We start from the raw sequence: 12956 nt of genomic DNA, 5'->3' as shown, positions 1-12956 counted from the left end.
AAGAAGGTCGTCATGGCAACGGCGCCAAGCGTCTCGTACTCGATCACGGTACGGCTGGAGGTCCCGGCGAGCGGGACCGCGGTCAGCCAGCTCACCACCGCGGTGGAGTCGTCCGGCGGGTCGGTCACCGGCCTCGACGTCACCGCCTCCGGCCACGAGAAGCTGCGGATCGACGTCACCGTGGCGGCCAGCTCCACCGAACACGCGGCCGAGATCGTCGGCAAGCTGCGCGACATCGAGGGCGTCGCCATCGGCAAGGTCTCCGACCGTACGTTCCTGATGCACCTCGGCGGCAAGATCGAGATGCAGTCCAAGCACCCGATCCGCAACCGCGACGACCTGTCGATGATCTACACCCCCGGCGTGGCCCGGGTCTGCATGGCGATCGCGGCCAACCCGGAGGACGCCCGCCGCCTGACCATCAAGCGCAACTCGGTCGCGGTGGTCACCGACGGCTCCGCGGTCCTCGGCCTGGGCAACATCGGCCCCAAGGCCGCGCTGCCGGTGATGGAGGGCAAGGCGGCGCTCTTCAAGCGGTTCGCCGGCATCGACGCCTGGCCGCTGTGCCTGGACACCCAGGACACCGACCAGATCGTGGCGATCGTCAAGGCCATCGCCCCCGGCTTCGCGGGCATCAACCTGGAGGACATCTCCGCGCCGCGCTGCTTCGAGATCGAGGCGCGGCTGCGCGAGGCCCTGGACATCCCGGTCTTCCACGACGACCAGCACGGCACCGCGATCGTGGTGCTGGCCGCGCTCACCAACGCGCTGCGCTGTGTCGGCAAGGAGATCGGCACGCTGCGGGTGGTCATGTCCGGCGCCGGCGCGGCCGGCACCGCCATCTTGAAGCTGCTGATCGCGGCCGGCGTGCGGCACGCGGTGGTGGCGGACATCCACGGCGTGGTGCACGCCAAGCGGCACGACCTGGTGGACGCCGCCCCCGAGTCGCCGCTGCGCTGGATCGCCGACAACACCAACCCGGAGGGCTACACCGGCACCCTCAAGGAGGCGGTGGTCGGCGCCGACGTCTTCATCGGGGTCTCCGCGCCCGACGTGCTGGACGGCTCGGACGTGGCCAGGATGGCCGACCGGGCGATCGTCTTCGCGCTGGCCAACCCGGACCCCGAGGTGGACCCGGGGGTGGCCAGGGAGACCGCGGCCGTGGTCGCCACCGGCCGCAGCGACTTCCCCAACCAGATCAACAACGTGCTGGTCTTCCCCGGGGTCTTCCGCGGCCTGCTGGACGCCCAGTCCCGTACGGTCAACACCGAGATGATGCTGGCCGCGGCGCGGGCGCTGGCGGGCGTCGTCGGGGACGACGAGCTGAACCCGAACTACATCGTGCCCAGCGTCTTCAACGACAAGGTGGCCGGCGCGGTCGCCGACGCGGTCCGGCAGGCGGCCAAGGCGCAGGGCCCGTCGGTCGCCGGCGCCGCCGCCCCGGAGGCGGCCCATACGATCAGCGACACCGCCGTGCTGTGACGCGAGCCGCAATACGAGCGGCGATCGCGACACGACAATGGACCCGCTTAGGCGTCCGGCCGGACTCCGTGTGGTATCCACGCGTCATCCGCGCGGCCTCCGACAGGCCCCCGGCCACCCATTTTCCGCGACTCGCGCGGGAAGGCGATTGGCTTTCCCCCCATATGTGGGGGCAGGATGCACACCTGGGCAGTGAGGCATACAGGCATCAGCTTCGAGCTCGCGCCCCCATGGCTAGAAAGAACACGGGAGTACAGATATGAACCGCAGTGAGCTGGTGGCCGCCCTGGCCGACCGCGCCGAGGTGACCCGCAAGGACGCGGACGCCGTCCTGGCCGCGTTCGCTGAGACCGTCGGTGAAATTGTCGCCAAGGGTGACGAGAAGGTCACTATTCCCGGCTTCCTGACCTTCGAGCGCACCCACCGTGCCGCCCGTACCGCCCGCAACCCGCAGACCGGTGAGCCGATCGACATCCCGGCCGGCTACAGCGTCAAGGTTTCCGCGGGTTCCAAGCTGAAGGAAGCCGCCAAGGGCAAGTAAGCCGCCGAAGGCGTGACACACGAAGGGCGGCCGTCCCCGGTGGGGGACAGCCGCCCTTCGGCGCTCGGTCTCCGGCGGTCGGCGGCTTCGCCGCCCGGTCTCTCCGGCGGGCCGGTCTCCGGCGAGCGTGTCTCAGGCGGGCTCGGAAACCGGCTCACGGGCCGGCTCCCGACCGGGCGCCCGCTCCGGCAGCTCGATATGCGCACCGAGCCCCTGGAGCTTGGCGAGGAAGTTCTCGTAGCCGCGGTTGATCAGGCTGATGCCGTGCACCCGCGAGGTGCCCTGGGCGGCCAGCGCCGCGATCAGGTACGAGAAGCCGCCGCGCAGGTCGGGGATGACCAGATCGGCGCCCTGGAGCTTGGTGGGCCCGGAGACCACCGCCGAGTGGAGGAAGTTGCGCTGGCCGAAGCGGCAGGCGCTGCCGCCCAGGCACTCCCGGTAGAGCTGGATGTGGGCGCCCATCTGGTTGAGCGCGGAGGTGAAGCCGAGCCGGGACTCGTAGACCGTCTCGTGCACGATGGACAGGCCCGACGCCTGGGTGAGCGCCACCACCAGCGGCTGCTGCCAGTCGGTCTGGAAGCCGGGGTGGACGTCGGTCTCCAGCGCGATGGCGTCGAGCGGGCCGCCCGGGTGCCAGAAGCGGATGCCCTCGTCGTCGATCTCGAAGGCCCCGCCGACCCGCCGGTAGGTGTTGAGGAAGGTCATCATGGACCGCTGCTGGGCGCCGTGCACGTAGATGTCGCCCTCGGTGGCCAGCGCCGCGCTCGCCCAGGACGCGGCCTCCAGGCGGTCGGGGATGGCACGGTGGGTGTAGCCGTCCAGCCGGTCGACGCCGGTGATCCGGATGGTGCGGTCGGTGTCCATCGAGATCATCGCGCCCATCTTCTGGAGCACGCAGATCAGGTCCTCGATCTCCGGTTCCACCGCGGCGTTGGAGAGCTCGGTGACGCCCTCGGCGAGCACCGCGGTGAGCAGCACCTGCTCGGTGGAGCCCACCGAGGGGTACGGCAGCTGGATCTTGCAGCCGCGCAGCCGCTGCGGGGCCTCCAGGTACTGGCCGTCGGCGCGCTTGTCGATGGTCGCGCCGAACTTGCGCAGCACGTCGAAGTGGAAGTCGATCGGCCGGCCGCCGATGTCACAGCCGCCCAGACCCGGGATGAAGGCGTGGCCGAGCCGGTGCAGCAGCGGGCCGCAGAAGAGGATCGGGATCCGGGAGGAGCCGGCGTGCGCGTCGATGTCCGCGACGTTGGCGCTCTCCACCCGGGTCGGGTCGAGCACCAGCTCTCCGGGCTCGTCACCGTTCTCCACGGTGACCCCGTGCAGCTGGAGCAGCCCGCGCACCACGCGGACGTCGCGGATCTCGGGGACGTTGCGGAGTCTGCTGGGACCGCTGCCGAGCAGCGCGGCGACCATGGCCTTCGGTACGAGGTTCTTCGCGCCTCTGAGCCGGATCTCGCCTTCAAGGGGGGTTCCGCCATGGACAACAAGTACGTCGGCGTCGGTCATGGATCTCGCGATCGTCGGAACGGTCATGGGGACAGTCGTCGGGCCGGGCTGCAAGAACAGGGAGACCCCACGGGTTCGGCGTCGCCGCGCGGTAACCAGAACGAAATGGTAGTGCGCCCGGCGGGTCCCGCCGCGCCCGACGGCCGCCCGGGGTCGAGCGTACGTGTGCCCCCGCCGTGCGGGATCATGTGGAGCATGACCGAGGCGTCCTCGCTCACCGGGCGACTGCTGGTCGCCAGCCCGAGGCTGGCGGACCCCAATTTCGACCGTGCCGTGGTGCTCCTGCTCGATCACGACGGGCGGGGGTCGCTCGGCGTCGTGCTGAACCGGCCCTCGACCATCGGGGTCGCCGAGGTGCTCGAACCGTGGGCGGAGCTGGCCGGTGCGCCCCGGGTCGTCTTCGAGGGCGGCCCGGTGGAGCTGGACTCCGCGCTCGGGGTGGGCGTGATCCCGGGCGGCCCCGGGCCGCTGGGCTTCCGGCAGGTGCACGGCGCCATCGGCCTGGTCGACCTGGAGGCGCCGCCCGAACTGCTCGCCGCCGAACTGGGCTCGCTGCGGATCTTCGCCGGATACGCCGGCTGGGGCCCGGGCCAGCTGGAGCAGGAGCTGACCCGCGGCACCTGGTACGTCGTGGACTCGGAGCCGGGCGACGTGTCCGCGCCGGACCCGGAGAAGCTGTGGCGCTCGGTGCTGCGCCGGCAGCGCGGCGAACTGGCGATGGTGGCCACGTATCCGGACGATCCGAGTCTCAATTAGTCTTGACGGTTATGAGCACTCTTGAGCCCGAGCGCGGGACGGGCACCGGCACTCTGGTCGAGCCGACTCCGCAGCTCTCCCACGGTGACGGCGACCACGAGCGCTACGCGCACTATGTCCAGAAGGACAAGATCATGGCGAGCGCGCTGGAAGGCACGCCCGTCGTCGCGTTGTGCGGCAAGGTCTGGGTCCCCGGGCGCGACCCGAAGAAGTACCCGGTCTGCCCGATGTGCAAGGAGATCTACGAGGGCATGTCGCTCGGCGGCGGGGACGGCGCCAAGGACAAGTCCGGCAGGGGCAGCAACGGCTGACAGCGGCGCGTTCGGCGCGGCGGATCCGCCCGACGACGAGGACCTGCCCGGCGGCGGGCCGCCGGGCGGCGGCTCGCCCGAGGACGACGCCAGCAGCGGTGAGCGGGTGCACGTCCTCGTCGGCCAGGGCCGATTCGCCGAGGCACACGCCCTGGTCAGCGATGCCTTCGTGGAGCGCAACGGCAGCGCGGGCTATCTGCTGCGCTCCTGGGTGCTGACCCAGGAACGCCGGCCCGCGGCGGCCCGCGAGGCCGTCGACTGGGCGCTCGCCATCGCCGGGCCCGCCGAGGCCGCCGACGTCTTCGTGCTGGCCGGAGTGGTGCTGCTGTCGCTGGACGAGGCGCACGCCGCGCTGACCGTGGCCGTGCGGGCGAGCGGCGCGGATCCCGACGGCTGGGAGCCCTCCGTGCTGCTCTCCGACGTCTACCGGCGCCTGGGCCGGGTGCCGGACGCGATCGCCGCGGCCCGCCGGGCGGTCGCGGTCGCGCCCTATGAGGCCGAGGCCCAGGTGGCGCTGGCCCGCTCGCTCTCCGCCGGCCGCGGCCTGACCGGCCGGCTGCCCCGGCGGCACCGCGCCGAGCACGAATCGGCGGTGGAACGCGCGCTGACCCTGGGCGTCGACCCCGGGCAGCTCACCGCGCCGCGCGGCGGCGCGGTGGTCGGCGGCATCGGTTTCTCGGTCTTCTGCGCGGTGCAGATCTACCGGGCCGAGACCGGGAGCGCCTGGGCGATCGTGGTCGCGGGCGCGGTGTTCGCCTCGCTGGCGCTGCTGATCGCGGTGCTGCTGCGGATCGGCACCCGCCGCTCGGGGGTGAGCGCCAGGCACCGGCTCGGCGGCATCAGGGCCACCACCAGGACCGAGCTGGCCGGCGACGACTGGCTGTGGCGGATCGGCGCGGTCCAGGTCGGCGCGCTGCTGCCGCTGCCGATGCTGCTCTCCACCGGGCTGGTGGCCGACCGCGCCTGGCGCGGCCACGGCTGGCCGCTGTGGGCCGCGATGACGGCGGTGACCGCGGGCTTCTGCGGGGTGCTGCTCACGCTGCTGGGCGCCCGCTGGTGGTACGGCGCGTGGCTGGCCCGGCGGATGGTGCGCTACGGGCGGCTGATCGCCGTGCAGCTCGTGGTGGCGGGCGGGCTGGCCGCCGGCACCCTCGCGCTCACGGCCCATGGCGACGCGCCCCGCTGGGAGTGGGTGGCGCTGGCCGCCGCGCATCTGGCCTGGGCGGTGCTGGGCGCGTCGGTGGCGCTGGTGCTGGTCTGGCGGATCCAGCTCAAGAGGCACCAGGCGCCGCTGTCGGGGTAGGGGGAGCCCCCCGCCCCTGTCGGGGTAGGGGCAGCCCCTTGCCCCCGGCTTTGGGCGGGCCCGCCGAGTCGACGCCGCGCGGGGTCCGACCACCGGCCCGGGGAAGAACCGGCGGGGCCGATCCCTGCATTGGTCTATGCCAATACGAGAATCGGCGGCAGGATTGCCCGCATGGATCTCATTCCCATCCCGAGCCACACGCCCGCCTATTCCGCCGACGGAAGCTTCCCGCTCACCGCCGGAACCGTTGTCGTGGCGGGGCCGGGCACGGAAGGGACGGCCCGCTGGCTGCGGGCCACACTCGGCGCCGCCACCGGGCTGCCGTTCACCCCCGCGGCGCCCGCCGCGTCCGCCGTGGCCGGTCCGACCGGCGAACCGGCCCCCGACGGCGTGGTGCGGCTGGCCATCGACGAGCGGGCCTCCGGCAGCCCCGAGGGCTACCGCCTCACCGTGGATCCGACCTCCGGCGTACGGATCACCGGCGCGGGACCCGCAGGCGTCTTCTGGGGCGTCCAGACCCTGCGGCAGCTCCTCGGCCCCGACGCCTTCCGGCGCGCCCAGGTGGCCGGCCCCGACCGGGTCTGGCGGGTCCCGGCCTGCCACCTCCAGGACGCCCCGCGCTTCGGCTGGCGCGGCTTCATGCTGGACGTGGCCCGGCACTTCCTGCCCAAGGACGGGGTGCTGCGCTACCTCGACCTGATGGCCGCCCACAAGCTCAACGTGCTGCACCTGCACCTCACCGACGACCAGGGCTGGCGGGTGGAGATCCGCAGCTACCCCCGGCTCACCGAGGTCGGTGCCTGGCGCGAGCGCACCAAGGTGGGCCTGCGCGAGTCACCGCTGTGGGAAGAGCGCCCGCACGGCGGCTACTACACCCAGGACGACATCCGCGAGATCGTCGCCTACGCGGCCGAGCGGCATATCACCGTCGTCCCGGAGATCGACATCCCGGGCCACTCGCAGGCGGCCATCGCCGCGTACCCCGAACTCGGCAACGCCGACGTCATCGACACCACCACCCTTCCCGTGCTCACCAGTTGGGGCGTCAATCCCAACGTACTGGCACCCACCGACAACACCCTGCGCTTCTACGAGAACGTCCTCACCGAACTCCTCGACCTCTTCCCCGGCACCTTCGTCCACATCGGCGGCGACGAGTGCCCCAAGGAGCAGTGGCGCGCCTCGGCCACCGCCCAGAACCGGATCAAGGAGCTGGACCTGGCCGACGAGGACGAGTTGCAGAGCTGGTTCATCCGGCACTTCGACGCCTGGCTCGCCGAGCGCGGGCGGCGGCTGATCGGCTGGGACGAGATCCTGGAGGGCGGACTCGCCCCGGGCGCCGCGGTGTCGTCGTGGCGGGGCTACGCGGGCGGTGTCGCCGCCGCCAGGGCCGGGCACGACGTGGTGATGTGCCCGCAGTCCCATGTCTACCTGGACTGGCGGCAGTCGGAGTCCCCGGAGGAGCCGGTGCCGATCGCCCACGCCCGCGGCCTGGAGGACGTCTACCGCTTCGAGCCGGTGCCGCCGGAGTTGACCGAGGACGAGGCCGCCCGGGTCATCGGCACCCAGGCCAACATCTGGACCGAGGTGATGGATTCGCCCCGGGTGCTCGACTACATGGCCTTTCCCCGGCTCGCGGCCTTCGCCGAGGTCGCCTGGTCCGCGCTGCCGGCGCCGGCCGCCCGTGACTGGCCCGACTTCGAACGCCGGATGACCGCGCACTACGCCCGGCTCCAGGCCCTCGGCGTGGAGTACCGGCCGGCCGGCGGACCGCTGCCCTGGCAGCGGCGCCCCGGCGTCGTCGGCCGCCCCAAGGCCGGGCCGCCCCCGATCGTGTGAGCGTGCGGCCGGGTGACGGGGTGGGCCGGGCGGCGGGGCGCGGGGAGTTATCCACAGGCTCCCGGCGGGCCGGGACCGGGAACGCGTACCGTGGCAACTGCCTTGAACGATGGCAATTCCGGCACGGCGACCAATGGCGACGCAGTCGTACGATCAGCCCCGCGGCGGGCGGATCGGTACTTCGCGGACCCTCGCGTCGGCCACCCGGGAACATGTGCCAGAGTTGCCACGTCCGGGCTGTCAGCACGTACGGTACGGCTACCGCGTGACGGAGGTAGGCCGGGAAGGGGCAGCACCGTGAGCACATACGCACAGCAGGCGGCGGAGAATGTCACCCTGCCGTCCTCGCTCGACGAGGCGGTGGAAGCGCTCGCCGCCATGCCCAGCGCCGTGCCCGTCGCCGGCGGCACCGACCTGATGACCTCCGTCAACTCCGGTCTGCTGCGCCCCGCCGCGCTGGTCGGCCTCGGCCGGATCAGCGAGATCCGCGGCTGGCAATACGCCGACGGGGCCGCGCTGCTGGGTGCCGGACTCACCCACGCGCGCATGGGCCGCCCCGACTTCGCCGCCCTGATCCCCGCGCTGGCCGCCGCCGCCCGCTCCGCCGGACCCCCGCAGATCCGCAACGCGGGCACCCTCGGCGGCAACATCGTCTCCGCCGCGCCCACCGGGGACTCGCTGCCGGTGCTGGCCGCGCTGGAGGCGAGCGTGATCCTCGCCGGACCCGAGGGCGACCGCGAACTGCCGGTGAGTCATCTGCTCACCGGGATGGACCCGCTGCGTCCGGGCGAGTTGCTCGCCTTCGTGCGGATCCCGCTGCTGCACGCCCCGCAGACCTTCCTCAAGGCCACCGGGCGCACCGGGCCCGGCCGGGCGGTCGCCTCCGTCGCCCTCGTCGTCGACCCGGCCAGGCGCCAAGTGCGCTGCGCGGTCGGCGCGGTGGCCCCCGTACCGCTGCGCCCGCTGGAGGCCGAGCACTGGGTGGCCGGACTGATCGACTGGGACGGTGAGCGCAGCCTCGCCCCCGAGGCGTGCACCGCCTTCGGGGAGTATGTTGCCGCCGCGTGTATCCCGGACCAGCCGGGAGTCGAACTGCCACCGGCCGCCGTCCAGCTCCGGCGTACCGTGGCCGCACTGTCCCGCCGAGCGCTCGGGAGGGCCCTGGCATGACCGACCAGCCGCACGCGCCGGGCGCGCCCGGCAACTCCGGGGCGTGGCAGCCCGTGCCGGGAGGCGGGGACTACGACCCCGACCAGACCATGCACGTCTCCTTCGCCGCGCAACTGCCGCCGCAGCCGGTGCCCGGGGAGGACCCGCTGGGCGCCCACGGCCCGGCCGGTGACGCCGAGCGGGACCCGGCCACCCAGTGGTCGATCCCGGTCATCCCGGCCACCGGGGAGGACCCGGAGGCCGACTCCGGTGAGTTCTCGGTCGGCGCCTACACCCAGCCGTGGGAGCCCGCGCCGCCCGCCGCCCCGCAGGCCTTCGGCTCCGGGATGCCGCCGGGGATGACCGCCGGGATGTTCGGGCAGGGCGCCGCCGCCGCACAGGCCGCGCAAGCCGAGGCGGCCGCCCAGGCCAGGGCCGCGGTCGAGGCGCGGGCCGGGCACGCCAGGGCCCTTGAGGGACCGCGGGGCGCCTCCGGCGACCACGGAGAGCCGGCCGCCCACGGCGCACCGGGGGGGCACAGTGCACCGGCCGGCCACGGCGCACCGAGCCTCTCGCACGGCGACCACCTCACCGGCCAGTGGGAGATGCCCTTCGGCGGCCCGGACCAGGGGCCCCCGGCGCCCTGGCTGCCCGCGCACCCGCCGGCCGCCGACGCGGCCTGGTCCGCCGTGGTGGACGACCCCGAACGGCTCAACGAACCGGCGTCGTACAGAAGTCCGGGAGCCGCGGCCGACGATTACGCGGCGGACGGAGCCCAGGGCGGCCACCCCGCCGACCGCAGCCAGATCTCGGCCGCCCCGCACGCCGAATCCGCCCCGGACGACGACCAGGGCCGGCTCACACCCGGGAGCGGCCCCGCCGACGGCCTGGACGCGCTGGACCGGCTGGCCGCGCTCGACGGTCTCGACGCGGTGCCAGGACTGGAGTTGCCCGGCCTCGACGCCCTCGCGGCCCTGGAAGGCGCCGCGGCCGAGGACGACCCGCTCGATCCCGACACCGGCTCCTCCGACGCCTCCGACCTCCAGGACCCGTCCGACGCGGGCGAGGGACCGGGCGCCGAAGAAGCCGCCGCCGAGCCGGAGCCGCTGCCGGAGACCCGCAGCGAACACCCCCTCGCCTCGTACCTGCTCCGGGTCAACGGCACCGAGCGCCCCGTCACCGACGCCTGGCTCGGCGAATCACTGCTGTACGTGCTGCGTGAGCGCCTTGGCCTGGCCGGCGCCAAGGACGGCTGCGAGCAGGGCGAGTGCGGGGCCTGCTCGGTGCAGGTGGACGGGCGGCTGGTGGCCTCCTGCCTGGTGCCGGCGGCCACCGCGGCGGGCAGCGAAGTACGGACGGTGGAGGGCCTTTCGGTGGGCGGCCGGCCCTCCGACGTGCAGACCGCGCTCGCCGAATCCGGGGCCGTGCAGTGCGGCTTCTGCATCCCGGGCATGGCGATGACGGTGCACGACCTGCTGGAGGGCAACCACAAGCCCACCGACCTCGACATCCGCCAGGCCCTCAGCGGCAACCTGTGCCGCTGCTCCGGCTATCGCGGGGTGATCGAGGCGGTCCGCGAGGTGGTCACCGCCCGGGACACCGACGACGACCCGGCCTTCTCCGACGAGGCCCGCGTCCCGCACCAGGGCGGCCCGGCGACGCCGGGAGGCACCGTATGAGCATCACCGACGGCACGGTCGGCGCGGGCACGGTCGGCGCGGCGGGCACGGTGGGCGCCGCCCTGCCCGGCACGCTGGCCGACGGACCCGGGCTGCACGGCATCGGGGTCTCCCTGCCGTCCCCCGACGCGCTCGCCAAGACCCAGGGCACCTTCCCGTACGCCGCCGACCTGTGGGCCGAGGGCCTGCTCTGGGCCGCCGTGCTGCGCTCGCCGTACGCACACGCGCGGATCACCCGGATCGACACCACCGAGGCCGTCGCGATGCCCGGGGTGCGGGCCGTGGTGACCCACGAGGACGTCCCCGGGGACGCCATGCACGGCCGCGGCGTCGCCGACCGCCCGGTCTTCGCCCACGAACTGGTGCGCCACCACGGCGAGCCGATCGCCGCGGTGGCCGCCGACCACCCCGACACCGCCCGGCTGGCCGCCGCCGCGATCCTCGTCGAGTACGAGGTGCTGGAGCCGGTCACCGACCCGGAGAAGGCGTTCGCCGCCGAGCCGCTGCACCCCGACGGCAATCTGATCCGGCACATCCCGCTGCGCTTCGGCGACCCCGAGACGGTCGGCGACATCGTGGTGGAGGGCCTCTACCGGGTCGGCCGCCAGGACCCGGCGCCGATCGGCGCCGAGGCGGGGCTGGCGGTACCGCGCCCGGACGGCGGCGTCGAGCTCTACGTGGCCTCCACCGACCCGCACGCCGACCGCGACATCGCCGCCGCCTGCTTCGGCCTGGAGGCCGACCGGGTCAAGGTCGTCGTCACCGGAGTGCCGGGCGCGATGGGCGACCGCGAGGACGCCGGGGTCCAACTGCCGCTCGGGCTGCTGGCGTTGAAGACCGGCTGCCCGGTGAAGTTCGTGGCCACCCGGGAGGAGTCCTTCCTGGGCCACGCCCACCGCCATCCCACCTTGCTGCGCTACCGGCACCACGCCGACGCCGAGGGCCGCCTGGTCAAGGTCGAGGCGCAGATCCTGCTGGACGCGGGGGCCTACGCGGACGCCTCCTCCGACGCCCTCGCCGCCGCGGTCGCCTTCGCGGCCGGCCCCTACGTCGTCCCGCATGTCTTCGTAGAGGGCTGGGCGGTCCGCACCAACAACCCCCCCTCGGGACACGTCCGCGGGGAGGGCGCCCTCCAGGTCTGCGCGGCCTATGAGGGGCAGATGGACAAGCTCGCCGCCAAACTCGGCCTGGAGCCCGCCGAGGTGCGGATGCGCAATGTGCTGGCCACCGGCGATCTGCTGCCCACCGGCCAGACCGTCACCTGCCCCGCCCCGGTCGGCGAGCTGCTCAAGGCGGTCCGCGACGCCGACCTGCCGCCGCTGCCCGACGGCGACGACGAGTCCCAGTGGCTGCTGCCCGGCGGCACCGCGGGCGCTGGCGAACCCGGCGCGGTCCGCCGCGGCGTGGGGTACGCGCTGGGCATGGTCCATGTGCTGGGCGCCGAGGGCACCGACGAGGTGTCCACCGCCACCGTCCGGGTGCACGACGGCCGGGCCACCGTGATCTGCTCGGCCGTCGAGACCGGCCAGGGGTTCATCACCCTCGCCCAGCAGATCGTGCAGGAGGTGCTCGGCGTCGAGGACGTCCGGGTGCTGCCCTCCGACACCGACCAGCCGCCGGCCGGACCATCCGCCCGCGGCCGGCACACCTGGGTCTCCGGCGGGGCGGTGGAGCGGGCCGCGAAGATGGTGCGTACCCAGCTTCTCCAGCCGCTGGCGGCGAAGTTCGGCATGTCGGTGGAGCTGCTCGCCATCGCCGACGGCAAGATCACCTCGTATGACGGGGTGCTGTCCACCACGGTCGCCGAGACGCTCGACGGCAAGGAGCTGTGGGCGACCGCCCAGTGCCGCCCGCACCCCACCGACCGGCTCGACGACAGCGGCCAGGGCGACGCCTTCGTGGGCCTCACCTTCTGCGCGGTACGGGCGGTCGTCGACGTCGACATCGAACTGGGCGCGGTGCGTGTGGTGGAGCTCGCGGTCGCCCAGGACGTGGGCCGGGTGCTCAACCCCCGCCAGCTCGCCGCCCGGATCGAGGCGGGCGTCACCCAGGGCGTCGGCCTCGCCCTGATGGAGGACCTCCGGGCCCCGCGCGGCATCATCAAGCGCCCCAACCTGACCGGTTATCCGCTGCCGACCGCCCTGGACGCCCCCGAGGTGCGGATCGTGAAGCTGATCGAGGAGCGCGATGTGCTGGCGCCCTTCGGGGCGAAGGCGGTCAGCGCGGTCCCGGTGGTCACCTCGCCCGCGGCGGTGGCCGCGGCCGTCCGGGCGGCCACCGGGCGTCCGGTCAACCGCCTGCCCATCCGCCCGCAGGCGGCGATCGTGAAGCCGAGCAGCTAGGGCCGCGGGCGCGGGGCCCGCACGAGCGGGGCCCGCGCGGCGGCGTTG

10 protein-coding genes are annotated in these 12956 nt (G+C 73.8%); 9 read left to right on the top strand and 1 reads right to left on the bottom strand.

The genetic code is table 11. The features are described from left to right. The first annotated feature begins 12 nt into the window (after positions 1-12). Positions 13-1482, top strand: coding sequence for an NAD-dependent malic enzyme (locus tag OG519_RS11510; RefSeq protein ID WP_405582148.1), 1470 nt, complete (start codon positions 13-15; stop codon positions 1480-1482). A 259-nt stretch (positions 1483-1741) separates the two neighbouring features. Then, the gene (locus OG519_RS11505) at positions 1742-2023 is read left to right on the top strand and encodes an HU family DNA-binding protein (protein WP_161701580.1); all 282 of its coding nucleotides are present in this window, start codon (positions 1742-1744) and stop codon (positions 2021-2023) included. Positions 2024-2155: 132 nt separating this feature from the next. Here OG519_RS11505 and murA read toward each other — a convergent pair whose 3' ends face one another. After that, the gene (gene murA / locus OG519_RS11500) at positions 2156-3529 is read right to left on the bottom strand and encodes a UDP-N-acetylglucosamine 1-carboxyvinyltransferase (protein ID WP_405592648.1); all 1374 of its coding nucleotides are present in this window, start codon (positions 3527-3529) and stop codon (positions 2156-2158) included. A 195-nt stretch (positions 3530-3724) separates the two neighbouring features. Between murA and OG519_RS11495 the strand changes: the two genes are divergently transcribed. The 7 genes from OG519_RS11495 to OG519_RS11465 all read left to right on the top strand — a co-directional run bounded on the left by OG519_RS11495 (position 3725) and on the right by OG519_RS11465 (position 12908). Next, on the top strand, positions 3725-4285 hold the full coding sequence (locus OG519_RS11495) for a YqgE/AlgH family protein (protein ID WP_405582145.1): 561 nt from the start codon (positions 3725-3727) through the stop codon (positions 4283-4285). Between the two features lie 11 nt (positions 4286-4296). Further along, positions 4297-4596 carry a DUF3039 domain-containing protein gene (locus tag OG519_RS11490; RefSeq protein WP_405582143.1) on the top strand — a complete coding sequence of 100 codons (300 nt, stop codon included), beginning with the start codon at positions 4297-4299 and terminating at the stop codon, positions 4594-4596. A 106-nt stretch (positions 4597-4702) separates the two neighbouring features. After that, positions 4703-5899 (top strand): hypothetical protein, encoded by a 1197-nt coding sequence (locus OG519_RS11485; protein ID WP_405582140.1) that lies wholly within the window; start codon positions 4703-4705, stop codon positions 5897-5899. 171 nt (positions 5900-6070) lie between these two features. Continuing rightward, positions 6071-7738, top strand: a complete 1668-nt coding sequence (locus OG519_RS11480) for a beta-N-acetylhexosaminidase (RefSeq protein ID WP_405582137.1) — start codon at positions 6071-6073, stop codon at positions 7736-7738. A 297-nt stretch (positions 7739-8035) separates the two neighbouring features. After that, positions 8036-8908: an FAD binding domain-containing protein gene (locus OG519_RS11475; protein WP_405582134.1), complete on the top strand. Its 873-nt coding sequence runs from the start codon at positions 8036-8038 to the stop codon at positions 8906-8908. After that, complete coding sequence (locus OG519_RS11470) at positions 8905-10566, top strand: (2Fe-2S)-binding protein (protein WP_405582131.1); 1662 nt, start codon at positions 8905-8907, stop codon at positions 10564-10566. The genes OG519_RS11475 and OG519_RS11470 overlap by 4 nt, the downstream gene beginning before the upstream one ends. Continuing rightward, the gene (locus tag OG519_RS11465; RefSeq protein ID WP_405582129.1) at positions 10563-12908 is read left to right on the top strand and encodes a xanthine dehydrogenase family protein molybdopterin-binding subunit; all 2346 of its coding nucleotides are present in this window, start codon (positions 10563-10565) and stop codon (positions 12906-12908) included. The genes OG519_RS11470 and OG519_RS11465 overlap by 4 nt, the downstream gene beginning before the upstream one ends. Positions 12909-12956: the final 48 nt, after the last annotated feature.

The sequence above is a fragment of the Streptomyces sp. NBC_01190 genome (genome assembly GCF_045039895.1).
Classification (GTDB): domain Bacteria; phylum Actinomycetota; class Actinomycetes; order Streptomycetales; family Streptomycetaceae; genus Actinacidiphila.
Note: the sequence above shows the minus strand (reverse complement) of the source record. Positions and strands in the feature narration are given on the sequence as shown.